A 24,051-nucleotide genomic window follows, 5' to 3' on the forward strand; every position below is an offset into this window, starting at 1 on the left:
TTCTTCACTCTTTGCTGCTGGTAGCAACGAGCGGCAATTGCATGCCGCCATTTTGAATTTTCAGTAGCGGCGCGGGCGTGCCAAATCCTGTTGCAGTATTGATTAACGGCAGGCCCATCGTCTCTTTCGAGCGCTCATTACTGTCGCTGTTGCTGCTGCCGGAGTCAGTCATCTGCTGCACCACCAGCGTCGTGGACAGGTTCAATACTTGCGATTGCGCCAAGGCTTGCGGCGGCAGCAAGGACGACTGCATTTGCGTCACGGCGCTTTGAACTTGCTGCGTCGGCGTGTCGGGCACAACGACAGGCCCTCCCGTGATACTGGCGATTGCCTGTGCTTGTCCGGTAACGATGTAATTGCCGATATCGGCACCGCCATAAGTGCTGCTCAGATTGACCGTCTTGCCAACACCAGCGGCGGCGTCGGAAAACTGGCCGGTCGACGCGAGTGTGATGTCATCCGAGCCAAACTTGCCTGCCAGCGTCGCATTGGCGGTGCTGACCGTGGCGGCAGTGCTACCGTCGAAAGCTTTATCGGCTGCAGTGATGCCACTGACCGTCAGCGCTGCACGGGCAATGCTCGCCGTCAGGCCGCTCGGTTGCGTCACCACGTAGTTGCCGGCATCGAGCCCGGCCAGGGTGTAGCCGCTCACGGTCACCGCCTTGTTGGCGCCGGCGTTCTTGTCCGCAAAGCTGCCCACGCCCGCCCCCGTGACCGACACGCTGTCGCTGCCCAGGGCCGCCACGACGGCCGTGCCGCTCAGGGCCGCGCCGGTGGTGGCGTCATAGGTTTTATCGATGGCGGCGATGCCCGATACGGCCAGGCTGGCCTTGTTGATGGTTGCCGTCAGGCCGCTCGGTTGCGTCACCACGTAGTTGCCGGCATCGAGCCCGGCCAGGGTGTAGCCGCTCACGCTGACCGCCTTGTTGGCGCCGGCGTTCTTGTCCGCAAAGCTGCCCGTTCCGCTGCCGGCCAGCGTCACCGAGTCACCACCGACCAAGCCCGAGTACGCCAAGTTGGTGGTGTTGAGCGTGGCCGTGGTAGTGGCGTCATAAATTTTATCGAGCGCGCTGATGCCGGTCAGCGTGATGCCTTTGGCAGTGACCGTATAGCTGCTGCCGGCCAGGCCAATCGCGTTGTAGTTGCTGGCCAGGCCGCCGTTGCTGCTGCTGCCCAGGCTCAGGCCCGTGGCGCTGGCAAGCGCCGCACCGCTTTGCACATTCTTGCTGCTCAAATTCGAGGCGTCGCCGGCGCCCGTAACGCTGAACTGCTGCCCGGCCACGCCGGTCGCCGTCAAGGTGCTGCCCGCCACCGACGTGGCGCCGTCGTAGGTTTTGCTGCCGGACACGATGACATCAGCCTTGTTGATGGTGGCGCTCACGCCGGCCGGCTGCACCACGTCGTAATTGCCGGCGTCAGCGCCAGTGAGCGTATAGCCCGTCACGCTGACCGCCTTGTTGCTGTTGGCATTGGCGTCGGCAAAGCTGCCGGTGCCGGTGCCCGCCACCGACACGATGTCGCTGCCCAGTGCGCTCACGCTGGCCGCGCCGCTCAGGGTCGCGCCGGTGGTGGCGTCATAAGTTTTATTGGCTGCCGCAATGCCCGACACCACCAGGCTGGCCTTGCTGATGCTGGCCGTCAGGTCGGTCGGCTGGATGACCACGTAATTGCCGGCGTCGGCGCCCGACAGCGTATAGCCGCTCACCATCACGGTCTTGTTGACACCGGCGTTCTTGTCCGCAAAGCTGCCCGTGCCGCTGCCTGCCAGCGACACCGAGTCACCGCCGACCAGGCCCGAGTAGCCAACACTGGCGGTGTTGAGCGCAGCCGTGGTAGTGGCGTCGTAAATTTTATCGAGCGCGCTGATGCCGGTCAGTGTGATGCCTTTGGCAGTGACCGTATAGCTGCTGCCGGCCACGCCAATCGCATTGTAGTTGCTGGCCAGGCCGCCGTTGCTGCTGCTGCCCAGGCTCAGGCCCGTGGCGCTGGCAAGCGCCGCACCGTTTTGCACATTCTTGCTGCTCAAATTCGAGGCGTCGCCGGCGCCCGTAACGCTGAACTGCTGCCCGGCCACGCCGGTCGCCGTCAAGGTGCTGCCCGCCACCGACGTGGCGCCGTCGTAGGTTTTGCTGCCGGACACGATGACATCGGCCTTTTGGATGGTGGCGCTCACCGCGTGCACCACGTTGTAGTTACCGGCATCAGCGCCAGTGAGCGTATAGCCGGTCACGCTGACCACCTTGTTGCTGCCGGCATTGGCGTCGGCAAAGCTGCCGGCACCGGTGCCCGCCACCGACACGATGTCGCTGCCCAGTGCGCTCACGCTGGCCGCGCCGCTCAGGGTCGCGCCGGTGGTGGCGTCATAGGTCTTGTTGGCGGCGGCGATGCCCGACACCACCAGGCTGGCCTTGCTGACGCTGGCCGTCAGGTCGGATGGTTGCGTCACCACGTAATTGCCGGCGTCGGCGCCCGACAGCGTATAGCCGCTCACCGTCACGGTCTTGTTGACACCGACATTCTTCGTCGCAAAATTGCCGGTGCCGCTGCCTGCCAGCGACACCGAGTCACCACCGACCAGGCCCGAGTAGCCAACGCTGGCGGTGTTGAGCGCAGCCGTGGTAGTGGCGTCGTAAATTTTATCGAGCGCGCTGATGCCGGTCAGCGTGATGCCTTTGGCAGTGACCGTATAGCTGCTGCCGGCCACGCCAATCGCATTGTAGTTGCTGGCCAGGCCGCCGTTGCTGCTGCTGCCCAGGTTCAGGCCCGTGGCGCTGGCAAGCGCCGCACCGCTTTGCACGTTCTTGCTGCTCAAATTCGAGGCGTCGCCGGCGCCCGTAACGCTGAACTGCTGCCCGGCTACGCCGGTCGCCGTCAAGGTGCTGCCCGCCACCGACGTGGCGCCATCATAGGTTTTGCTGCCGGACACGATGACATCGGCTTTGTGGATGGTGGCGCTCACCGCGTTTGGCTGCACCACGTTGTAGTTACCGGCGTCAGCGCCAGTGAGCGTATAGCCGGTCACGCTGACCACCTTGTTGCTGCCGGCATTGGCGTCGGCAAAGCTGCCGGCACCGGTGCCCACCACCGACACGATGTCGCTGCCCAGTGCGCTCACGCTGGCCGCGCCGCTCAGGGTCGCGCCCGTGGTGGCGTTATAGGTTTTGTTGGCGGCGGCGATACCCGACACCACCAGGCTGGCCTTGCTGATGCTGGCCGTCAGGCCCGATGGTTGCGTCACCACGTAATTGCCGGCGTCGGCGCCCGACAGCGTATAGCCGCTCACGGTCACGGCCTTGTTGACACCGGCGTTCTTGTCCGCAAAGCTGCCCGTGCCGCTGCCTGCCAGCGACACCGAGTCACCGCCGACCAGGCCCGAGTAGCCAACGCTGGCGGTGTTGAGCGCAGCCGTGGTAGTGGCGTCGTAAATTTTATCGAGCGCGCTGATGCCGGTCAGCGTGATGCCTTTGGCAGTGACCGTATAGCTGCTGCCGGCCACGCCAATCGCATTGTAGTTGCTGGCCAGGCCGCCGTTGCTGCTGCTGCCCAGGTTCAGGCCCGTGGCGCTGGCAAGCGCCGCACCGCTTTGCACGTTCTTGCTGCTCAAGTTCGAGGCGTCACCGGCCCCGGTGACGCTGAAGGTCTGGCCGGCTACGCCGGTCGCCGTCAGCGTGCTGCCCGCCACCGACGTGGCGCCATCGTAGGTTTTGCTGCCCGCCAAGGTCAGATCAGCCTTGTTGATGTTGGCGGTCAGGCCGCTCGGCTGGGAGATCACGTAGTTGCCTGCATCGGTGCCGCTCAGCGCATAGCCGGTGACGGTGACGGCCTTGCCAACGTCGGCATTGGCGTCGGCAAAGGTGGCGCTACCGGCACCAAGCGTGACGCTGTCGCCGTTGACGATACCGGCGGCGACACTGGCGCTGCCCGACAGTGTGGCCGTAGTGGTGCCATCATAGGTTTTGCTGTTGGCTGTCAGGCCGGTGAGGTTGATGGTTTTGGCCGTGATCGTGGCGGTATTGCTGTCGAGACCGCTGATGAAGTAGTTTTTGCTGTTGTAGCTGATGACGGTGGTGCCATCGCTGGAGGTGCTGGTGACGGCACCGGTGCCGGTCGCGGTCACGCCGGTGATGGTGACGGTTTTGTTGGCGCCGACATTCCTGTCGGCAAAGGTGGCCTGCGCACTGGCGGTATTGAGCGACAGTCCGCCCGGCAGTGCCACTGCGGGATTCAACCCTGACACGGATGTCATAGTGGAACCATCGTAAACCTTTGAGGCAGACGAGCCGCTCACATTGATGGCCATATAGGCCGTCAGTTTACTGGCGTTATCGACCAAGTAATTGCCATAGGGCGTCGGAGTGTTATAGCTGTCCGGATTGTAATAGATGGAGATGGTGCTTGTAATATCAGCCAATGAAAGGGCATTCTGGTGAGTCAAGGAAGTACCTTCAAAATTGACCGTGCCTGTCCCTGTGGCGGTATTGTCTGCCCTCAGCACGACATTGCCGGAGCCTTGAACGTAGACGCCACCATCAATCTTATCGCCAGTGGGGCTGGCTGAATGTTTCACATTCTGCGTTATTTTGAAATCAATGTTACGGTAAGCACTCAGCGTGAGCGTGTTGTTACCGAGTGTCCAATTAATGCCGGCATTGCCGTTGTCATAGTCAACCGCGAAGCCTATGTAATCGAGCACGATGATATCGCCATTGCCGGACGCTCCCGTACACGTCGGCATACCCGTGCAACTGGCCGAAGATCCGGTGGTCTTGATGGTCACGTTGCCATTATTGAGCGCAGCCGTCAAAACCCGCGTGTCGACATTGATGGGGTAAAAAACGCTATTTAACCCGCTGTTAAAGGCACTGCCATTGCCTATCGTAATATCATCGGGATCCAGCAGCCAGTCGCCTGCCACGCCATGGGGCGCCGCTGTATTGACAGCCGCGCTGGCATTGATGCCCAAGTTCTTGCCCGAAGTTTCCACCTGGCCGCCGTTGCCGGCAGTGCTGCCCCCGCGTGCCGTGATGCTGCCATTGAACTGCGTGGCGCCATCCGACCAGACCGCAACACTTCCGCCGTTACCAGCGGTCATGGCATCGGCCTTGATCGCCGCGCCCGCCTGAACCGTGCTGGTGTGCGCATTCTGCTCGGGGCCGGCGCCGAGGAAATTGCCGCCGATTAGCGCCGTACCGCCGCCGGCGCTGCCTGAAACATCGGTCAGACTGCCTGCCGCCAGTGTGACGGCGCCGCCAAGCACTTTCACGGCGCCGCCCGTTTCGCCGTGTCCAAGGCCGGATGCATCGAGCGTGCCGCTATTGCCAGCGGCGCCAGCGCTGCCGGCCTCCAGCACAATCACCCCGTTGACATTCTGCACACTGCGCGCCTGAATAATACCCGTGTTATTGACCACGCTGGCCAGCACGGTATCCCTGGCGCCGGCCGACAGCCAGACCGCGCCGCCGTCGGCATTGATCAGACCACCATTTTCAGCCAGGTTGTTCAGCGTGCCCTGGTTCACTTGCAGCTGAACCAGGCTATCGCCGGAAAACGACAGCGTGACGTCGCTGCCCGCGCCCAGCGCCACCGTCCCCGCCCTGGCGTTGATCGTCCCCGAATTACTGACCTGGTTGCCGATGAAGGCAACATAACCGCCGTTGCCGGTATTGATCGTACCCTGGTTGATGATGCTGCCGGTGCCGCTGCCCATGAATCGGCGCGTGGCGCCGCCCAGGCCGGCGTCGCCGGTGTCGAGCGTCGACGCCACCAGGCCGCCGACGTTGACTTGCGATCCGCTGCCAAACAGCACGCCATTCGGATTGATCAGATAAACCTGGCCGTTGGCGTTGAGCGCGCCGTAGAATTGGGTGGCGCTATTGCCGCCGATGCGGTTGACGGCAATGGCGCTGGCCGACGGCTGGACAAAATTGACCGTCTCGCCGCTGCTGGTATTGAACGACTGCCAGTTCAATGACAGGTTCTGGCTCGCTTGCGTCACCGTGGTGGTGGCGCCGTTCTGGTTGATGGTGCCGTTGCCGGCGGTAACCTGGCCGCCGGTCGGCCCCGCCATGGCCGAATGTGAGGCCGCCAGCAACACGCTGGCGATGAGGCGGCGATTGGCCGACTTGCCCTTGCCCCTGGCGCGTTCGTGGACGGCCACCCAGGTTTGGTGGACATGACTCCAGACGAGTCGATAGATTCTGTTCATGGAAGCATGCATGGTGATTTTCCCTGGTGATAGGCGAACTGCATCAGCAACGGCGGCGCCTGTGCTTGATTTTATTTAACAGTAAATTTATTCAGATGCTCGGCTACGCGGCGGTCGAGCTCGGGTTTCCACTGCGGTGGCATCACTTGCTGCAGCAGTTGTTCAATACCTTCGATTTCAGCGATGTCCGCCGCCTTGCTGGTGCTGGCTTTGGCCGCGCGGCTCCACATGTAAATCTTGGCCAGGCTGTCCGGCGTCAGCGCGCCGGTGGCAGGGTCCGGCGCGCTGTTGCCATACAAAATGGCCACCGGCAAATAAGCGGGCGCATACCCGTCGGAGGCCGCGTGCTCGAGCCAGAACAAGGCCAGGGCCAGGTTGGCGGCGCCGCCCTCGCCCTGTCCCAGCATCACGCCGAGGCGGTATTGGGCCACCACCAAACGGTGTTCCGCCGCCTGCTGATACCAGTAGCGCGCAGCCGCGAGGTCTTGCGGCACATCCTGATCGTCTTTGTAATAGTCGGCAAGACGCAACATGGCCGGCGCCGAGCCGGCCTGCGCCGCTTGCGCACACAGAGCCAGGCCGCGCGCGACATCCTTGTCGACGACCTGGCCACGAATATACAGTTCCCCGGCGGAGCAGTTCGCATACGCGATGCCTGATTGCGCCGCCTTCTGATACCACGCCACGGCAGCCTTGCCATCGGCGGCACGCCCAGTGCCGGCGGCCAGGCAATCGCCGAAAAACTGTTGCGCCGCCGGGGTCTTGCCTTGCGCCGCCTTGCCGAACCAGGCACAGGCTGCGACAGCATCGCGCGGGCGTCCCCAGCCCTCGCGTTCAATCAGTCCCAGGTTAAATTGCGCCAAAGGATTGCCGGCGGCAACGCGCGCATACTCCTTGTACGCCAGCCCATAATCGTGCGCTGCCAAGGCCTTGTTGGCGCGCGTCAACTCGGCAGAAAGGTCGCGCGCAGCGGCGCCCGCGTTCAGCGTGACCGCAAACAGCGCGGCAGTGATCATTGCATCAACATTACGCAAAGCAGCATCCCAGCTAAAATCGTTATTGGTGGCCTGCTCAGCCACTGCAGCATCTCCAGTGACGGACGCAAGCGCCGTCCCGGCTGGCAATGAGGCGCTGCTGGCGCGCCTCATTGCCGACCAGCACAACATCGGCATTACTTAGTCTTAGTCGCGGCTCGGATACAGGGCATTTTGCGCCGCGATATAATACGTCAGTGCAATATACGGCGGCCTGATATCAATCGCCGCACCCGTCCCGACGCTATTGGTTTTGCCGCTGACGGTCGCAGTGCCGCCCAAGGTTCCTGCCGCGACTGCGCCGCCTGGCACGCTAGCGGTTGCGGTACTGGAAGGCAGCGTTACCGACACCTTGCCGCCGCTGATGGCACCGGCATTGAGCGTGGCATCTGGCGTCGCGCTGGAATAGACGTTAACGAGAGGGCTGGTGCTCTTGCCTAGATAGTTACCGGATGGCGAAGTGACACCGCCCGAACTACCGACCACGTTCAGTTTCAAGTCCGACACCGTGCCGGTGACGACGCTGCTGGCGATATTGACCGTGCCACTCAGCGTAGGCAATACCGTGGCAACGCTCACCCCACTCAGGGCAACCGGAAGCGCGGTCACGGTGAACAAATGCGGCGGCAACTGGTCTGTCGTCAGGGTGATGGCACTTTTCCCGCCTTTATCGCCCGTGTTGTAATTGACGCCGTCGGCAGCGATCACGAACCTGCCGCGCAGGTCGGGCAGCTTGAAGGTCACATTATTAGTTTGGCCGTAAGTGGTACCGATCAGGGAGTACAACGCCGTATAGTTATTGATCGATAAATCCTGCCCGGCAGCGAGCACATACTGGCGATTAAAAGGACCGAACGTCAACGGCACGGCCATGACGCAAATACTCGCCAGCACCGGCGTATCGGAGCAGGCGAAACTGGCGGGACTCCAGGCCGCCGCAAGCACACCTGCGAACAGCGCGACGTTAGAAACACGATTCCTGACGAATGATTTCAACTTACTCTCCTTGGTATGACATATAACAGGTTATTATGGCTAATTTAATAACTTTTTACACGCGAAATATTTGAGAAACCAGTCAATTAACTGCTGCCAATAATAATTTAGAATCCACGGTCGTGGCTAAATATTTTTTGTCACTCATTACATTAAAACATCATTTCCGAGAAGTCTGCCTGCATAAACTTGAAGAAGCGCTGCGTATCGGAGCATTATCATGTGTTCAATTCATCATCGCGCCGGTCGACCGCCCGAACCGATAAACACACCTGGTGACAAGCAAGTCCTGGCGCTGCCCCGCTCGCGTCATTTGCCTCTATTCTGTTGAAACCTGCGAAAACGCGGGAATATGCTGACGACTTCATTTATAACAACGCGCTGGAACGTGCCCACATGCGCAGGAATGGAACCGTCATTACAACTGGCACCGGCCGCATCAGGACATTGCTGGCAAGGCCCCGAGGTCACGACTCAGATCCAGTCCGCATAAGCTCTTGCAACTTCACATCTAGCTGTACCAGCAAATGCTGGAACGCGGGCACGTCGAATCCCGCGCGCCATACCAGCAAGGTGTCGGCTTGCCCAACCGAAAGTGTTTTCAGGGTGGCAGGCGCGTCCGACAGCGCCAGCACGCTGGCCGGCAACAAGGTCACGCACGCGCCGGCCGCCACGCAGGCGATCATGGCGTGATACGAACTGAGCTCCTGCACCCGCCACTGCGTGCTGCCGGCCACGCCCAGCACCTCTTCGGCGATGCTGCGGTAGGTGCAGCCCTGCGGAAACGCCGCCAGCGAGCGCGTGCGCACGTCCACAGCGCGGCGCACCGGCCCTTCGCTGGCCGGCAGCAGCAAACATAATTCCTCACGCCACACGGATGCCGATGCCAGGCCAAGTTCACCCAGCGCGGCCGCGCCGCCGAAGGCTGGCGGCAAGGCCACGAAGGCGCAATCGAGTAAACCCGTGCGCACTTGCTCGATCAGGGGGCGCGACGGCCCCGTGCTCAGCGCCAGGCGCGTCGCCGGATACCGGGCGTGATATGCAGCCAGCAGCGCCGGCAAGCGGCTGGCCGCCGTGCTTTCCATGCTGCCGACGCGCAAGGTGCCGCCCTCGCGCCCGCCCGTGACGACATGCCTGGCCTCTTCCGCCAGTGCCAGCAGACGCTGCGCGTACTCGAGAAAGCGCTCGCCCGCCGCCGTCAGTGCCATGCGTTTATTGGTGCGCACGAACAGTTGCGCACCCATATCGGCTTCCAGTTGCTGGATGCGCGTGGTGACGCTGGACGGTGCGCGGCCCAGCCGCGCTGCGGCCTGGGTGACGCTCAACTCACTGGCCACGGCACAAAAAATCGTCAATGACTCCATTTCCATCATGTTCTTTCTTTCAGAATGATTATGCTATTATATTCTTATAATAAGAATTAAATGCGGCATCCTCAACTTGATGAAGGAAACATCATGACCACGTCCCAGCACTTCCTCGACCGCCTCGGCTTGCAATTGCCCATCATCCAGGCGCCGATGGCGGGCGTCTCCACGCCGCGCCTGGCCGCCGCCGTCTCGCATGCGGGCGGCCTGGGTTCTCTGGGCATCGGCGCCGGCAGCGTGGCGCAGGCGCGCCAGATGATCATGGATACGCGCGCGCTGACGAATAAGCCCTTCAATGTGAATGTGTTTTGCCATGCGCCGGCGGTGAGGGATGCGCGGCGCGAAGCGGCCTGGCTGGCGCATCTGGCACCCCTGTTTGTGGAGCTGGGCGCACCCGTGCCAACGCAGCTCGATGAAATCTATCCAACGTTTGTCGGCGATGAAGCGGGATTCGCCCTGTTGCTGGAGCAGCGCCCCGCCGTCGTCAGCTTTCATTTCGGCTTGCCTGCGACGGAGAAAATCGCCGCCCTGCGCCAGGCCGACATCTACACCATGGCCACGGCCACCAGCGTGCGCGAGGCGATGCTGATCGAACAGGCGGGGGTCGACGCCATCGTGGCGCAAGGCGTGGAAGCGGGTGGGCATCGCGGCGTCTTCGATCCGCAAGCGCCGGACGAGCGCCACAGCACCAGCGTGCTGCTGCGCCTGCTGGCAGGCCGCAGCACGCTACCCCTGATCGCCGCCGGCGGCATCATGGATGGACGAGGCATCCGCGCCGCGCTGGACCTGGGCGCCGTGGCCGCCCAGCTGGGCACGGCGTTCGTGCTGTGCCCGGAATCGTCGGCCAATGCCAGCTACCGCGCCAACCTGCGCAGCGCGCGGGCAGCATCCACGCGCCTGACGAGCGTGCTCTCGGGCCGCCTGGCACGCGGCATGGTGAACCGCCTGATCGAGCATGGCGAAGCGCCGGGCAGCCCGCCGCCAGCCGATTACCCCGTCGCCTACGATGCCGCAAAACAATTGAACGCGGCAGCTAGCCAGCACGGCGACAGCGAATTTGCCGCCCAATGGGCCGGCCAGGGCGCCCCGCTGGCGCGGGAAATGGGGGCGCAGGAACTGGTGTTGACCTTGGCCAGGGAAATGGCGGCTTGATTTCAGCATGCCGGCCAGAGAGATATCTGGCTCGACGCTGCGGGCGCAGTGTACTCAGGTGGCTGCCTTCAATTGCATGCCGGACGCATCTTCCGGCCGCGAGGAAAATCCCAGTTTTTCATAGAATATCGACTTGCCTTTGGCGCTGAAAAGCTGAACATCTGCAATGCCAGCGTCGCGACAACCGTCAAGAATGGAACTGAGCAAAGCCGCACCGATTCCCCGATGCTGAAATTCGGGGTGAACAATCATCTCGGTGACAAACGCGTGCAAGCGGCCATCCGAAATGACACGCACAAAACCAACAAGTTTGCCGCTCAAATAAGCGGATCGCGAACACCAGGAGCCGACAAGTGCATCTTGATAAAACGCAGTCCCGCGTGATACCGGCCCCCAGCCAGTCGTGTCGTACAGTGCCTTGAACGCCTCGGCGCATGGCTGATCGGATGTGTAGTTGATATTCATAGGCCAGATTACATGGTGCGATTTCGCTGGAAGTTGACTCGATTTAAACCAGTGGCGCTGTGACGTGCGTATCGACCCAGAATATCGGCCCCTGCCATTGCTCATTGTCAGGTTTCTGACTATCCGGCGTTCCTTGAGCTCGGCGCGTCAAATTTTAATCTTCATGTATTCAGGTTCGCATTCTGGCTGTATTACACTGCAATATTGCCGTTCCAGGTTGAAAAGGATAAATTGGTGAATTATTGGTCTTTCCACCTGTATTGCATTGTCATTTCCTGGGTATCATTCCCATCGTACCCAGCCACGTTTCGACCAACATGGGCCACTTCGTGATTGGAAGCTGCGTAGGACGGAGCCCAAACGCGTGCCCTCCCTCGGCGAACAAATGCATCTCCACGGGTACATTTGCATTCTTCAGGGCCGCATAATAGAGAAGAGAAAACTCTACCGGGTCTACCGGATCGTCTTGCGCATGCAGCAGGAAAGTCGGAGGTGTTTGACTGGTCACTTCAATGCTTGGGTTCAACTTTGAAAGGTCATTTTTATAGTTGACCGACATATGGCCAGGATAAACAGACACCGCAAAATCGGGACGACAACTTTCCTCGTCTGCCTTGTCAACCGGCACATAGATCCGTTGACGATGCGTACTGATTGACGCGACCAGGTGACCGCCTGCAGAAAACCCGAGCACCCCAATCTTGTTCGGGTCAATTTTCCAGTCAACGGCATGATGGCGAACGAGGCCCAACGTTCTCTGTGCATCTTGCAACGCCGTATGCGTCTTGGGAATGACACGGACATTACGGATTTTATCCCAGTGGGGACCTGATCCGGGGACACGATACTTCAACAGCACGCACGTAACACCAATCGATGTCAGCCAGTCACAAACTTCCGTTCCTTCCAGGTCGATGGCCAGCGCCGAATAGCCTCCGCCGGGAAAAACGATAACGGCAGCGCCCGTGCTCCTTCCCTGTGGCGAGTAAATTGTCATCGTAGGCCGCGTAACGTTGTCCAGTTCCAGCCAGGGCCGTCCTGCGATGAGCCGATCTTCCCGTAACGTCACCTCGTCTTCCGGTCCAGCGGCTGATTTCGCGTCAGGTATCGCGCCAGGCCAGATCGGCAATTGCTGCTGTCCGCTGGCAGGCTGCCATGCAGCCGCGTGCACATTCGTACAAGCAAGCACCGCAATAGTACTGAGAAGATATTTCACAGAATTTCATTCCAGACATGGTGAGCCGACAAAATTTGATGCCGAAATCAGAGTCAGTCATTCAATCTGACTGACTGCTTCTGCGCGCTTGCCGTCGTTGACAACCTCAGCCTTCAAGGCTGAATGGCTGCCATTGCCTGTGTGGCGCGCACGAAATCCATCATCCAGTTCATTTCCCATTTTCTTCCTTGGTCCTTGGAAAAAGCCTGATCCCAGCGCGGATTTTACCCAAGTGTGGCAGTGCAGGTAAAGCGTACTTTGATTGCCTGGCCATCGAGTAGGTCATCTGCAAAAAATACGCCGATGTGATTGGAGAATTTTCCAACGACAGGGACATCGAGCGTCGTCGGATTGCGTGCATCGAGCCACCAGATCGACCAGGTGCCGGATTTCACACAAAACGAGCGCAGGGCAAGGGCCCGGAAGCTAGCTTCCGGGAAGTAGAGAACGTTATCCTCCAGGTTTCCAAAGCCACCCAGTGTCTTGACGGTCGAAGAGAGCCCGTCAAACTCCGTCCATTGCTTGCAATTGGTGAATCTGGAATTGAGCCGGCGATGTTTCACCAGCCAATCGCCGATGATGAAATCAAAATCTCGGGTGGGGCGTTTTTCTCGGCGGGCAAGTGCATTGATGGTTTCCTGGATGGGACTTAACGCGTTGCTCGGCCTGACTTTGCATTGCCGGCAAGAAAAATGCATACTTTGTCACATCCGTGAAAATGTCCGCTACTGGCCGTCTGCCGCCAACATCTGCAATCGCCCCATTAAGGCAACCTGTGCCGCAAAGTCGGCTCGATATTGCGCGCATGCAGCCAGCGCACGATATCTTCCAGCGTGGCGTCCTGCAGCAGCAAGCCCGGCGCACTGGCGGACGTTGCCACTGGCAATGCGGCGACGACGGGAGCGGGCAAGACGACAGCCAGCCCCGCATGCCCCTGCAATTTCGCCAGCGCCTGCGCGAACTGGGTCGGGTTGATGCTGCGCAAGCTTTCCAGGAAGCCCAGCTGGGCGGCTGGCGGCGGCGGCATGTCCAGGCCCGGTTCGTCGACGAAGGCGGCGCCCATGCTGGGGTGGATGAAGGCGGCCCACTTGCCCGACGGCTGCAAACATGGCGGCAGCGCCACCTGCTCCACGTCGTCTGGCGGCGCGGTGGCGAGGATGTCGGTCGAGGCAGGTAAAAAGGTCGAGCGCAGCAACTGCACGAACTGGCGCGCCTGGGCGACGGGCACGGGCGCGGCCAGCGACAGCCACAGCTGGAACGCCGTACCCGAGATGCTGACGGCGGGCGCCGGCAAGTCCAGCTCATGCTGCACGGCATTGGCGATCGTGCACAGCGCGCTCCAGTGCGCTTCGCCGCCGCCCTTGCCGCCAAACTCCAGCACCAGCGCGCGCGTCAGGCCGCTACTGGTCACGAGTTGTACGGCCACCGTCTGTTCGCCCGACAGATGGCGCGCCAGCACGGCCGGCATCAAAGGCTGCGCGCCGCCCTGCGCATCGACGTAGTGCTGCTGTTCCTCGAACAGGTACAGGCGGGTGAGTTCGGAAATCAGTTTATGCATGGGCGGCCTCGTAATGACGTTGAGCAACACTTGCCAACGTGCCCAGATTATAGCCGCCCCGCCCCAAGCGCACCGTCCCGCCCGGCACCAAACACCAGCGCGCTGGCCACGGCGAACAGGCAGGCGGCTATGCCGCCATACAGCATCACGGTCCCAAATCCCTGTGCCAGCGCCAGCTTCGCCACGCCGGCCGGCAGCGCGCCGGCACCCTTGCCTGCCGACAATCCTTCCACCATGGCGCGCAGCGCCGCCGCATCCATCCCGGCAGGCACATGCTGGCGCAAGGCGGACTGGATGCCTGCGACGAGAATAAAGCCCAGCAGCGCGATATTGATGGAAAGGCTGACCATGCGCGCACTGATGTCGATGCTGGACGCCATGCCGGCCCGTTCGCCGGGCACGGCGCCCGTCGTCGTGTTGGTGACGGGCGTGTTGGTCAACCCGAGGCCCGTGCCCGCCAGCAGGCAGCCGGACAAGATCGTCAGCCAGCTGGCGCCCTTCAGCTTGACCATATGCGCTCCCGCCCGCAGCAGCTGGACGGCATTATCCTACGCCGCTTGCGGCGTGGCAGAGCTGCCGAACGGCATGTCGGTCGCCAGGCTGGCCGGGTGGCAGGCGATGTCGGCGACGCTGACGGGCAAGGTCGTGCCCTGCCCTTGCACCACATTGCCAAGCGCGGCGCCGACCAGCAGCTTTTCCACGCCACAGGTATTCATCAGGGTGGCGAAACGGGCGTCATAGCAAACAGGCGAAACGCTGGACGAGCACCGTCGGCGCAGCGCCTAGCGGAAATCACCTTGCCCCCCGCAACCGTGCACGCTGTGCGAAAATGCCCGCCTTTGCCATTGCCGGACTTTACTCATGCCGCACGCTGCCATTGCTACCCTTTCCGAGCGCGACGCGCGCCGCATCGCGCGCCATGCGCCGGCGGCCGACGCCGCCCGCTTTTTGCATCCGGCGCAGCAAGCCTTGCTGCACCGGCGCGGCTGGCTGACGATGCTGGCGCCGCGCAGCGCGGGCGGCACCGAGCTGCCCCTGCCGCAAGTGGTGCGCCTGGAAGAAGCCGTGGCCGCCGTCGATGGCAGCATGGGCTGGGTACTGACCCTGTGCGCGGGCGCGGGCTGGTTCGCGGGGTTCTTGGAACCTGAGCTGGCGCAGGCCATTATCGGCACGCCGCGCGTTTGCCTCGGTGGCAGCGGCGCGGCCACCGGTTTTGCCGAGGAAGAAGGCGACGGCTACCGCATCACCGGTAGCTGGGACTACGCCAGCGGCGCGCCCATGGCGACCCACTTTACCCTGAACGCCCGCCTGCAGCGCGATGGCCAGCCCCTGCTCGATGCGCAAGGCCAGCCGCGCATCCGCGCCTTCCTCGTGCCCGCCGCGCTGGTGCAGCTGGTGCCCTCATGGAACAGCCTGGGCATGCGCGCCAGCGCCTCGCACAGCTACCGCATCGACGCAGAATGGCTTGCCAAGGAACACGGTTTCACCATCGATGCGACCACCGCGACGGCCGACGGCCCCCTGTACCGCTACCCCTTCTATTCACTGGCCTACGTGACCCTGGCCGCCAACGTGGCCGGCATGGCCGGGCATTTCATGCAACTGGCCGAGGAATGCATGCGCCACCGCCGCCATGCGCGCGCCGGCTTGCCGCTGCTGGAGGTGCCGGAAGTGGCCGCCATGCTGCAAGGCAAGAAAGACACCTGCGCCGCCGCGCGCGCGCGTTTTTACGCCGTGCTCGATGACAGCTGGGCAACGGTGGCAGGCGGCGCGGTGCTGGACGACAACACCATGCAAGCCGTGCAGGCCGCTTCGCTGGCCCTGGTGGCCGCCGCGCGCTCAGCCGTCGATGGCGCGTATCCGTACTGCGGCCTGTACGCGGCCCGCGAAGACAGCCGCATCAACCGCGTGTGGCGCGATTTTCACACGGCCAGCCAGCATGCATTGCTGCTGCCCTGACAGGCGCATGACTGAAAAGGCCGCCGGACGCCATGCGGGCCGGATTGCCTGATACTATGAGGCATTGCAATTTCGCGGCCCCTACCCATGCACGTCAACACGCTCAGCAGCCTGGCACAACTCCTGGCCAGTGCCGAAACGGAAACCCTGGCGTTTCCCACCAGCATCAACACGGCCCTGCTGCTGCAAAAGGAACTGGCCAATCCCGATTGCCACTCGTCCGACATCAGCCGTCTGCTGCTGTGCGAACCGACCTTGTCGGCGCGCGCCGTGGCGCTGGCCAATTCGGCCCTGTTCGCGCCCGGCCAGGCGCCCGCCATCACCAGCGTGCGCGCCGCCGTCGAGCGGCTGGGGCACCGCAACCTGCATGCGCTGGCGACGGCGGCCGTCATCCGCCAGCAGAACGCGGGCATCCGCGACGAAGCCTTGCGCGCCCGCGCCACCGAGCTGTGGGCACACACCGTGCACGTGGCGGCGCTGGCGCATGCGCTGGCCGGCGCCGTCACGCATACGGATGCCGATACGGCCCTGTTCGCCGGCATCGTGCATGAAGTGGCCGGCTTTTATTTGCTGGCCCAGGCCGACAAGACCCCGGGCCTGTACGCCCACCTGGAAACGCAGATGGCGTCCGCCCTGGAAGTGATCGGCCGCTCGCTGATGCGCCAGCTGGGCGTGCCGCTGTCGGTGGCCGATGCCGTCAACGCCTTGCCCGGCTCGACCATCATGCTGCCGCCCGAGGGCTTGCGCGACACCCTGCTGCTGGCCAAGGCGCTGGCGCCCGTGCCTTCGCCGCTGCCGCAGGCCAGCGTCACCGTCAGCGCGTCGCTGCAAGCCTACCTGGAGCACGATCCCGTGCTGCAAGTGCTGCGCACGCAGCCATCGGCCGAAGCGCAGAGCCTAATCAAGGTCCTGCTCAGCTAAACCACGATCTGCTATGATCATGTCGGCCGGGATGGGCCCGGCTTGCTCTCATGCGATTGCTATTGCGATATTAGTACACTGGAGAACTGCCTTGACTACCTCCTTGCGCATGCTCGGCCTGGCCGCAGCGCTGAGCTTAGCTTGCAATGCCAACGCCGACAGCGTCGTTTCCTCGGCCTCCAGCGCCGGCTCCCAGTCGAGCGGCAGCATTTCCGATTCGCTCAATGGTTCAAGCAACAGCTCTTCGCGCGACAACAAGGTGGCCAATGGCCCTTACCGCATCATCGACGTGGCCGCCGTACCGGGCCAGGCCGGCATGACACGCATGACCATGCAAGCCGATGCCATGGCAACGCCGCTGGTGCTGGACTTGCCCCAGGCGGCGCTCGACAAGGAGCAACTGGCGCAGGGTGACCTGGTGCATGCGCAAAACCGCGCCTACGGCATCGAATTTTCGCGCAACGACACGCGAGCCGCCTTCTTCCTGGTACTGGCCGACGACTGGTACGGCGAACTGGCGACGCGTCCGGTCAGCCTTTGATCGCGGCGGTGACGCCGCGCCTGCTGGCCAGCTGCGCCGCCCTACTCTTCGCCTGCGCCGCGCAAGCAGGCACTTCTATGGCGTCCGCGCGCTTTTGCGAGCGCACCCAAGAACTGACGGCCACGGAACAGGACCGCCTGTTGCGCTTTGCCGCCGTGGTGCGCGAGGAACTGGCCGCCAGTGTAGGCAGCGTGGCCCTGATCAGCCGCTCCGGCCTGGACCTGGGCCGCTTCGGCATCCGCTATTCGCACGCGGCACTGGCCTGGCGCCACGACAATGACACGGGCTGGTCCGCGCGCCAGCTGTATTACGCCTGCGACGAAGGCCGCCCGCGCATCTTCGACCAGGGCACGGCCGGTTTCACCATGGGCACGGATAATCCATCGCTCGGCTACATCTCGCTCGTGAAACTGCCGGCGCACACCGTGTCGCCCCTGCGCCACACCCTGCTCGACCCCGTGCGCGTGCAGCAATTACTGGCAGGCCGCTACAGCGCCAACGCGTATGCCTACAGCCTGCAATACCAGAATTGCAATCAGTGGGTGGTGGAATTGCTGGCCGCCGCCTGGGGCGAGCTGGTCGCAGGCAAGGATTTGCGCGCACGCGCCCAAGACTGGCTGCGCGCCGCATCTTATGCACCCGCCCGCGTCGACGTGGGTTCGCGCTGGCTGATGCTCGGCTCACTCTTCGTGCCGCTGGTGCACATGGACGACCACCCGGCGCAAGCCATCAGCACGATGCAACTGTCAGTGAGCCTGCCGGCCAGCCTGGAAGCGTTCGCGCGCCAGCACCTGCCCGCCAGCGAGCGCGTCGAAATTTGCCATGACGGCAAGCAGGTGGTGGTGCACCGGGGCTGGGAAGCGATCGCCGACGGCTGCGTGCCCGGCGCGAACGACCGGGTTATCGCCCTCGACGACGACGCGCCCCAGCCGCTGCAAGACGGCCTGCACTTTCAGCAACGGTAAGCACTGTCATATTGGGGGCGCCCTTCACAACAGGTGTTCCGACGTCACGACATGCACCCCGGGCGCAGCCGTCATCGCCGCTTCGAGCAAGGCGCGGGCGATGCGCGGCGCCGGATTGATGCGCCAGCGCGCCGGCAGCACGGGCCCCAGCACGCGCAGCAGGCGCAAGGCGGCGCCCTCGCCCGCGCGCGCCACGTCGCGCTCGCCGCCGATCAGGCCCGGCCGCACGTGCGTGAGCGAGGCAAAACCCAGGTGCTCCAGGTCGCGTTCCAGCTGGCCCTTGACGCGGTTGTAGAAGATGCGCGAAGCGGCGTTGGCGCCGGCGGCCGAATTGAGCGCATACGTGCGCGTGCCCGCCGCCAGCGCCAGGCGCGCCACGGCCAGCGGATAGTCGTGGTCCACGCGCAAGAACGCCTGCCGCGTGCCGGCCACCTTCATGGTCGTGCCTAGGGTGCAGATGAAGGCGTCTGCCTGCCACCAGGGTGCATCGGGCGGCAATTGATCAAAATCAACGAGGGGCGCGTGCAATTTCGCATGGGGCGGCAAGGCCTTGCGCACCGGCGCCACCACCGTGCTGACGCGCGCGTCGGCGAGCGCCAGGCGCAGCACTTCGCGGCCCACCAGGCCGGTGGCACCCACAAGCAGTAATTTCATGGCTTTCCAGTTAAAGTTGCTGTCAGCCAGCACCATACACGGAACTCAGGACAAGCGCAGCGCCAGTGCGGCCAGGGTCAGCAGCAGCACGGGGACGGTCAGCACGATGCCGACACGGAAATAGTAGCCCCAGGAAATGTGGATATTCTTGCTGTCGAGCACATGCAGCCACAGCAAGGTAGCCAGGCTGCCGATAGGCGTGATCTTCGGCCCCAGGTCGCTGCCGATGACGTTGGCGTAAATCATCGCTTCGCGCACGGCGCCTTGCGCCGTCGCCGGGTCGATGGCCAGCGCGCCCACCAGTACCGTCGGCATATTGTTCATCACGCACGATAGCAAGGCCGTCAACACGCCTGTACCCATGGCCGCGCCCCATACGCCATATTGCGCAAAGTGATTGAGCATGCCCGTCAGGTAAGCCGTCAAGCCCGCATTGCGCAAGCCGTACACGACCAAGTACATGCCCAGCGAAAAGACGACGATATGCCACGGTGCATGGCGGATCACGTCGCGCGTGGAAATCACCTCGCCCTTGCCGGCCACGCCCAGCAGCAGCGCGGCGCCCACGGCGGCGATCAGGCTGATGGGTACGCCGAGGTGCTCCTGGGAGAAAAAGCCCACCAGCAGCAGCGCCAGCACCAGCCAGCCGGCGCGGAAGGTGGCCAGGTCGCGGATCGCGGCACCTGGGCGCTTGAGTTGCGAGGCATCGTAATTGCGCGGGATATCCTGGCGGAAAAAGAGCAGCAAGACGCCCAGCGTGGCACTCACGGCGACGACGTTGACGGGCAGCATCACGGACGCGTACTGGGCAAAGCCGATCTTGAAAAAATCGGCCGAGACGATATTGACCAGGTTCGACACCACCAGTGGCAAGCTGGCCGTGTCGGCGATGAAACCGGCCGCCATCACATAGGCCAGCGTGGCTTTGGCGGAAAACTTCAAGGCCCGCAACATGGCGATAACGATGGGCGTCAAAATCAACGCGGCGCCGTCGTTGGCGAACACGGCCGATACCGCCGCGCCCAGCAAGACCAGCAGCACGAACAGCTTGCGCCCGCTACCACCGCCCCAGCGCGCCACGTGCAAGGCGGCCCACTCGAAGAACCCGGCCGCGTCCAGCAGCAGGCTGATGATGATCACGGCGATGAAAGTCGCGGTGGCATTCCACACGATATGCCAGACGACAGGGATGTCGGCCCATTGGATCACGCCGGCCAGCAAGGCCACACAAGCGCCGATGGCGGCGCTCCAGCCGATGCCCAGGCCGCGCGGTTGCCAGATAACGAGGGTCAAGGTGGCGAGAAAGATCAGGAAAGCGATCAGCATGGTCTGAGTTCCGGTAAATGGCGTGTTTAATTATTCCATAATACTGGAAATATGGAATTACGCCAATAACCTACACCGTGCTGTCGCATCCTTGCGTGCCGGCTGCGCGGGAAAGAAGGCGGCGGCAAGGACGGGCCTGCAACGCCTGGCGTAGTGCGCGAGGCAAGTTCTTCGGCCCTTCGCACTTGAAATGCCTGAATCGGCTATTATTTTCCACCTGACCTATTCATTTTAAAGGGATTTACATGTCCGATTTGCTTGAAACACTGCAATGGCGCTACGCCACCAAGAAGATGAACCCGGCGAAAACGGTGCCGCAAGACAAGCTCGATCGCATTTTGGAAGCCGTGCGCCTGACGGCCAGCTCCAGCGGCCTGCACCCGTATGAAGTATTCGTGGTGACCAATCCGGCCCTGCGCGAGCAAATCAAGGCGCATGCGTGGAACCAGTCGCAAGTGACGGACGCTTCGCACGTGCTGGTGTTTGCCGCCTGGGATAATTACACGGTCGAGCGCATCAACACGATGTTTGACCTGGTCAACACCGTGCGCGGCTTCAAGAATGAAGGCTGGGAAGCGTATCGTCAGCAAATCCTGGGCACGTATCCGCAGCGCGACGCGGAAACCAACTACCAGCATGCAGCACGCCAGGCATATATCGGCGTGGGCACGGCCCTGATCGCGGCGGCAGAAGAAAAAGTCGATTCGACGCCGATGGAAGGTTTTGATCCGGCCAAGGTCGACGAGATCCTGGGCTTGCGCGAAAAAGGTCTGCGCTCCGTCGTCATGTTGCCGCTCGGCTATCGCGCCGACGAAGGCGACTGGCTGGTGGACTTGAAAAAAGTGCGCCCCGCACGCGAGCAGTTCATCACCGAAGTGGCATAAGCGCCTCGCCCATCATTGAAAAGCGGATACTGGTGACGGCATCCGCTTTTTTTGCTTTCAGGCTCGCTGCGGGAAGCGTACCGTCACCTGCAAGCCGCGCCCCGCTTGCGCATCGGATAGCGCGATATCGGCCTGGTGGTGTTCGGCGATATGGCGCACGATGGACAGGCCCAGGCCGCAGCCCCAGGCGTCGTTGCCGTCAGGGCGGAAGAAGCGGTCGAACAGGCGCGCATGGTGCTGGCGCGGCACGCCGGGACCGTTGTCCGATACGCGCAGCACGGGCCTGCCCTCTTCCAGCGCGGCCTGCAAATCGACCCTGCCGCCCTGCTGCGTGTAGCGCAAGGCATTGTCGATCAAGTTATTGAGCAACACTTGCAAGCCGTCGGGATCGGCCTGCACCTGCACCGGCCTCGACGCCGACGCCGACGCCGATTCCAGCACGCCCAGGTCGATCGCGCGGCTATCGGCCAGCGCGCTGTGATCGGCCACGGCCGCTTCCAGCAGTTGCCTCAGATCAACTATTTGCAACTGACTGGGCACCAGCGCCGTTTCATGGCGCGCCAGGCTCAATAGCTGGCGCACCAGGTGCGTGCTGCGGTCCAGCCGTTCATGCAGCCGCGCCAGGGCGACGCGGCGTTCTTCCTCGCTGCCGGCCCGCTCGGCCACCTGCAACTGCAGTTTCAGCGCCGTCAGCGGCGAACGCAATTCATGCGCCGCATCGGCGACGAAGCTGCGCTGCGCCGTCAACGCCGCTTCGAACTGTCCCATCAAGCCATTCAACGCCAGCGCCACCGGGCGCAGCTCAGGTAGCATGTCGTGCGCCGCCAGCGGCGTCAGGGCCGAAGGCGAACGGCCCGCCACCGATTCGGCCAGCCGGTGCAGGGGCGCCAGCGCGCGCTCCACCACGACGACGATCAGCAGTGCCAGGATCAGCGCGAACACCAGCAACGGTACGCCGGCGCGCATGGTCATTTGCCAGGCCAGTTGATTACGCACGGCCTGCGCCTGCGCCACCTGTACGTAACGGTTGCGCCGCGTCTCGCCATACAGGCGCCATTGCTCGCCGCGCAGGCTGACATCGGCAAAGCCATCGAGCCCATAGCGTGGCAGTGCCGGCTGCTGCGGCAACACCGATAGCGCCTGGCCACCCTCGTCCCACGCCTGCAGAACGAATCCTTCTTCCGGGTCGTGCACGGCAAACAACCCCGTCGGCGGCGCAAATTCATCGGGCAAGGCTACGGCCAGCTGGCGCAGCTGCAAATCGGCCAGTTCATTGCTTTCCTCCAGCAGCGAGCGGAACAGCGAAATGCCGGCACCGAGCACGCACAGCAAGGTAACGGCCAGCAAGCCCAGCAGCAACTGGCGGCGGATGGTCATCAAGATGCTAGCCGCATCTTGTAGCCCACGCCACGCACGGTCTGGATAGCATCGGCGCCAAACTTCTTGCGCAACTGGTACACGTACACGTCGACGGTATTGCTTTCCACTTCGCTATCCCAGCCATACAGTTTTTCGCTCAGTTGCCGCTTAGACACAACCTTGCCCGGATGGTCGAGCAAGGCGCGCAGCACGGAAAACTCGCGCGGCGGCAGCCTGATCTGCGCACCTGCGTAGCTGACTTCGTGGCTGGCCAGGTCCAGCATCAATGCGCCATGCTCGATGACGGAGCGCGAACGGCTGACGCGGCGGCGCAGCAGCGCACGTATGCGCGCCAGTAATTCATCGAGGTCAAACGGTTTTACCAGGTAATCGTCGGCGCCGCTGTCGAGTCCTTCGACGCGGGCCCGCGTGCCATCGCGCGCCGTGATGATCAGCACCGGCAGCTCGGCACCGCGCGCACGCGTGGCACGCAGCACCTCCATGCCCTCCTTGCCGGGCAAACCCAGATCCAGCAACATCAGATCGTAGGCGAAGCCGGCCAGCGCCAGCTCCGCATCGTGACCATCGCGCACCCAGTCCACGGCATAGCACTCGCCGCGCAAGCCCGCGACCAGACTTTCACCGATCATCGGATCGTCTTCCACCAGCAACACGCGCACGCAGACCCTCACAATCGCAAAAAATAGCGATATCTTACCTTGGCTGGGGCAAGCCGGTTTGGCACTGACCACGCCGGCAAGCACCTGCCCTGGCGTATGCAGGACAGGTGTGCGGTGCTAACGGCTGATTACTGCGCCAGGTAACGTTCCGAACGGGGGCCGTACAACAGGCCGTTCGGCACGCCCGCCGACAACATACGCGCATTGGCCGTGCCAGCGAGGGGGTGGCTGGCATCGGTGCTGCTGTTGATGATCTGCTTGACAGCCGCCGTCACCAGCATGCCGACCAGGCCGCCGCCACTGCTATTATTGCCTTCGTTGCTCGATGCGCTGGCTGCGCCCTGCCACAACAGCGTGCCTGTCTTCAGGTCGACCAGTTTGGCATCGACCGACACCACCGTGTAGCTGTCGATCACGGCATACGTCGTGCCGTACTTGGAGATCGTCACGTACAGGCCCGCGTCAGCGCCAAAGATATCGTTGAGCTTCTTGGCATCGACAGCGTGGATATCGGCGGCATTCGTCAAGCCGTTTTGCTTGAAGGTTTCACCGACCACGGCCACCGGCAGCACATAGTAGCCCGCTTCGGCCAGCGGATAGGTCACTTGCGCGTAGACGCTGTTGCCGGCATTGACTTCCGGCGAGTTGTTCAATGGTGGCAAGACCACGATCGAACGCGGCTTGGCCGCCTTGAAGGCCGTGTAGTCATAAGCGGCCTGTTTGGTAGCGCAACCGACCATGACGATGGCGGGACCCAGGCACAGGGCGA

Annotated in this window: 20 protein-coding genes and 1 pseudogene; 6 read left to right on the top strand and 15 right to left on the bottom strand. The window is 62.9% G+C overall.

Features of this window, described 5'->3' with window-relative positions; translation table 11 throughout:
* Positions 1-4: 4 nt before the first annotated feature.
* The 4 genes from H4V96_RS11960 to H4V96_RS11975 form a co-directional block, all read right to left on the bottom strand.
* Positions 5-6,205 (bottom strand): YDG domain-containing protein, encoded by a 6,201-nt coding sequence (locus tag H4V96_RS11960; RefSeq protein WP_196855106.1) that lies wholly within the window; start codon positions 6,203-6,205, stop codon positions 5-7.
* Positions 6,206-6,276: 71 nt separating this feature from the next.
* A complete protein-coding gene (locus H4V96_RS11965; protein WP_280720958.1) occupies positions 6,277-7,221 on the bottom strand; it encodes a tetratricopeptide repeat protein in 945 nt (314 codons plus the stop codon).
* Positions 7,222-7,386: 165 nt separating this feature from the next.
* Complete coding sequence (locus H4V96_RS11970; protein WP_280720959.1) at positions 7,387-8,235, bottom strand: tail fiber protein; 849 nt, start codon at positions 8,233-8,235, stop codon at positions 7,387-7,389.
* A 467-nt stretch (positions 8,236-8,702) separates the two neighbouring features.
* Positions 8,703-9,605, bottom strand: coding sequence for a LysR family transcriptional regulator (locus H4V96_RS11975; RefSeq protein ID WP_196855221.1), 903 nt, complete (start codon positions 9,603-9,605; stop codon positions 8,703-8,705).
* A gap of 87 nt (positions 9,606-9,692) precedes the next feature.
* Here H4V96_RS11975 and H4V96_RS11980 point away from each other — a divergent pair, with 87 nt between their 5' ends.
* Positions 9,693-10,754 (top strand): nitronate monooxygenase, encoded by a 1,062-nt coding sequence (locus tag H4V96_RS11980; protein ID WP_196855104.1) that lies wholly within the window; start codon positions 9,693-9,695, stop codon positions 10,752-10,754.
* A gap of 54 nt (positions 10,755-10,808) precedes the next feature.
* Here the strand turns inward: H4V96_RS11980 and H4V96_RS11985 are convergent, their stop codons facing one another.
* The 6 genes and pseudogenes from H4V96_RS11985 to H4V96_RS12015 form a co-directional block, all read right to left on the bottom strand.
* Entirely contained in the window at positions 10,809-11,219 is a 411-nt protein-coding gene (locus H4V96_RS11985) for a GNAT family N-acetyltransferase (RefSeq protein WP_196855103.1), read from the bottom strand.
* A 268-nt stretch (positions 11,220-11,487) separates the two neighbouring features.
* Positions 11,488-12,435 (bottom strand): alpha/beta hydrolase, encoded by a 948-nt coding sequence (locus tag H4V96_RS11990; RefSeq protein ID WP_280720960.1) that lies wholly within the window; start codon positions 12,433-12,435, stop codon positions 11,488-11,490.
* Between the two features lie 57 nt (positions 12,436-12,492).
* Entirely contained in the window at positions 12,493-12,615 is a 123-nt protein-coding gene (locus H4V96_RS11995) for a hypothetical protein (RefSeq protein WP_261981103.1), read from the bottom strand.
* 44 nt (positions 12,616-12,659) lie between these two features.
* Positions 12,660-13,133 carry a DUF1579 domain-containing protein gene (locus H4V96_RS12000; protein WP_196855102.1) on the bottom strand — a complete coding sequence of 158 codons (474 nt, stop codon included), beginning with the start codon at positions 13,131-13,133 and terminating at the stop codon, positions 12,660-12,662.
* Between the two features lie 65 nt (positions 13,134-13,198).
* Complete coding sequence (locus tag H4V96_RS12005; protein WP_196855101.1) at positions 13,199-13,993, bottom strand: hypothetical protein; 795 nt, start codon at positions 13,991-13,993, stop codon at positions 13,199-13,201.
* A gap of 482 nt (positions 13,994-14,475) precedes the next feature.
* Positions 14,476-14,736 (bottom strand): annotated as a pseudogene (locus H4V96_RS12015) (3-methyl-2-oxobutanoate hydroxymethyltransferase); the annotation flags it as partial.
* Between the two features lie 118 nt (positions 14,737-14,854).
* On the opposite strand from H4V96_RS12015, the gene H4V96_RS12020 reads away from it, so the two are divergent.
* The 4 genes from H4V96_RS12020 (at position 14,855) to H4V96_RS12035 (ending at position 18,379) form a co-directional block, all read left to right on the top strand.
* A complete protein-coding gene (locus tag H4V96_RS12020; protein WP_196855100.1) occupies positions 14,855-15,952 on the top strand; it encodes an acyl-CoA dehydrogenase in 1,098 nt (365 codons plus the stop codon).
* An 87-nt stretch (positions 15,953-16,039) separates the two neighbouring features.
* Complete coding sequence (locus H4V96_RS12025; RefSeq protein WP_280720961.1) at positions 16,040-16,873, top strand: HDOD domain-containing protein; 834 nt, start codon at positions 16,040-16,042, stop codon at positions 16,871-16,873.
* Positions 16,874-16,982: 109 nt separating this feature from the next.
* Positions 16,983-17,414, top strand: coding sequence for a hypothetical protein (locus H4V96_RS12030; protein WP_196855218.1), 432 nt, complete (start codon positions 16,983-16,985; stop codon positions 17,412-17,414).
* 8 nt (positions 17,415-17,422) lie between these two features.
* Positions 17,423-18,379, top strand: coding sequence for a DUF2145 domain-containing protein (locus H4V96_RS12035; RefSeq protein WP_280720962.1), 957 nt, complete (start codon positions 17,423-17,425; stop codon positions 18,377-18,379).
* A 24-nt stretch (positions 18,380-18,403) separates the two neighbouring features.
* Here the strand turns inward: H4V96_RS12035 and H4V96_RS12040 are convergent, their stop codons facing one another.
* Complete coding sequence (locus H4V96_RS12040) at positions 18,404-19,033, bottom strand: NAD-dependent dehydratase (RefSeq protein ID WP_196855099.1); 630 nt, start codon at positions 19,031-19,033, stop codon at positions 18,404-18,406.
* A 45-nt stretch (positions 19,034-19,078) separates the two neighbouring features.
* A complete protein-coding gene (locus H4V96_RS12045) occupies positions 19,079-20,359 on the bottom strand; it encodes an arsenic transporter (RefSeq protein ID WP_196855098.1) in 1,281 nt (426 codons plus the stop codon).
* 245 nt (positions 20,360-20,604) lie between these two features.
* On the opposite strand from H4V96_RS12045, the gene H4V96_RS12050 reads away from it, so the two are divergent.
* The gene (locus H4V96_RS12050) at positions 20,605-21,243 is read left to right on the top strand and encodes an NAD(P)H-dependent oxidoreductase (RefSeq protein ID WP_010398712.1); all 639 of its coding nucleotides are present in this window, start codon (positions 20,605-20,607) and stop codon (positions 21,241-21,243) included.
* Between the two features lie 57 nt (positions 21,244-21,300).
* On the opposite strand, the gene H4V96_RS12055 is transcribed toward H4V96_RS12050, so the two are convergent.
* From H4V96_RS12055 to H4V96_RS12065, 3 genes are all read right to left on the bottom strand, one after another.
* Entirely contained in the window at positions 21,301-22,620 is a 1,320-nt protein-coding gene (locus H4V96_RS12055; RefSeq protein ID WP_280721185.1) for an ATP-binding protein, read from the bottom strand.
* Positions 22,620-23,282 (bottom strand): response regulator transcription factor, encoded by a 663-nt coding sequence (locus tag H4V96_RS12060; protein ID WP_029496456.1) that lies wholly within the window; start codon positions 23,280-23,282, stop codon positions 22,620-22,622. The genes H4V96_RS12055 and H4V96_RS12060 overlap by 1 nt, the downstream gene beginning before the upstream one ends.
* Before the next feature lie 128 nt (positions 23,283-23,410).
* Complete coding sequence (locus tag H4V96_RS12065) at positions 23,411-24,022, bottom strand: DUF799 domain-containing protein (RefSeq protein WP_261981124.1); 612 nt, start codon at positions 24,020-24,022, stop codon at positions 23,411-23,413.
* Positions 24,023-24,051 lie beyond the last annotated feature (29 nt).

It is taken from the genome of Janthinobacterium sp. CG_23.4 (assembly GCF_029892305.1).
GTDB lineage: Bacteria > Pseudomonadota > Gammaproteobacteria > Burkholderiales > Burkholderiaceae_D > Janthinobacterium > Janthinobacterium lividum_D.

Bases quoted from the DNA above. Each gene is read 5' to 3' on its own strand.
- H4V96_RS11960 (WP_196855106.1), bottom strand. From the start codon at position 6,205: ATGAACAGAATCTATCGACTCGTCTGGAGTCATGTCCACCAAACCTGG.
- H4V96_RS11965 (WP_280720958.1), bottom strand. From the start codon at position 7,221: ATGATCACTGCCGCGCTGTTTGCGGTCACGCTGAACGCGGGCGCCGCT.
- H4V96_RS11975 (WP_196855221.1), bottom strand. From the start codon at position 9,605: ATGGAAATGGAGTCATTGACGATTTTTTGTGCCGTGGCCAGTGAGTTG.
- H4V96_RS11980 (WP_196855104.1), top strand. From the start codon at position 9,693: ATGACCACGTCCCAGCACTTCCTCGACCGCCTCGGCTTGCAATTGCCC.
- H4V96_RS11985 (WP_196855103.1), bottom strand. From the start codon at position 11,219: ATGAATATCAACTACACATCCGATCAGCCATGCGCCGAGGCGTTCAAG.
- H4V96_RS11995 (WP_261981103.1), bottom strand. From the start codon at position 12,615: ATGGGAAATGAACTGGATGATGGATTTCGTGCGCGCCACACAGGCAAT.
- H4V96_RS12000 (WP_196855102.1), bottom strand. From the start codon at position 13,133: ATGCATTTTTCTTGCCGGCAATGCAAAGTCAGGCCGAGCAACGCGTTA.
- H4V96_RS12005 (WP_196855101.1), bottom strand. From the start codon at position 13,993: ATGCATAAACTGATTTCCGAACTCACCCGCCTGTACCTGTTCGAGGAA.
- H4V96_RS12020 (WP_196855100.1), top strand. From the start codon at position 14,855: ATGCCGCACGCTGCCATTGCTACCCTTTCCGAGCGCGACGCGCGCCGC.
- H4V96_RS12025 (WP_280720961.1), top strand. From the start codon at position 16,040: ATGCACGTCAACACGCTCAGCAGCCTGGCACAACTCCTGGCCAGTGCC.
- H4V96_RS12030 (WP_196855218.1), top strand. From the start codon at position 16,983: ATGCTCGGCCTGGCCGCAGCGCTGAGCTTAGCTTGCAATGCCAACGCC.
- H4V96_RS12040 (WP_196855099.1), bottom strand. From the start codon at position 19,033: ATGAAATTACTGCTTGTGGGTGCCACCGGCCTGGTGGGCCGCGAAGTG.
- H4V96_RS12045 (WP_196855098.1), bottom strand. From the start codon at position 20,359: ATGCTGATCGCTTTCCTGATCTTTCTCGCCACCTTGACCCTCGTTATC.
- H4V96_RS12050 (WP_010398712.1), top strand. From the start codon at position 20,605: ATGTCCGATTTGCTTGAAACACTGCAATGGCGCTACGCCACCAAGAAG.
- H4V96_RS12055 (WP_280721185.1), bottom strand. From the start codon at position 22,620: ATGACCATCCGCCGCCAGTTGCTGCTGGGCTTGCTGGCCGTTACCTTG.
- H4V96_RS12065 (WP_261981124.1), bottom strand. From the start codon at position 24,022: ATGGTCGGTTGCGCTACCAAACAGGCCGCTTATGACTACACGGCCTTC.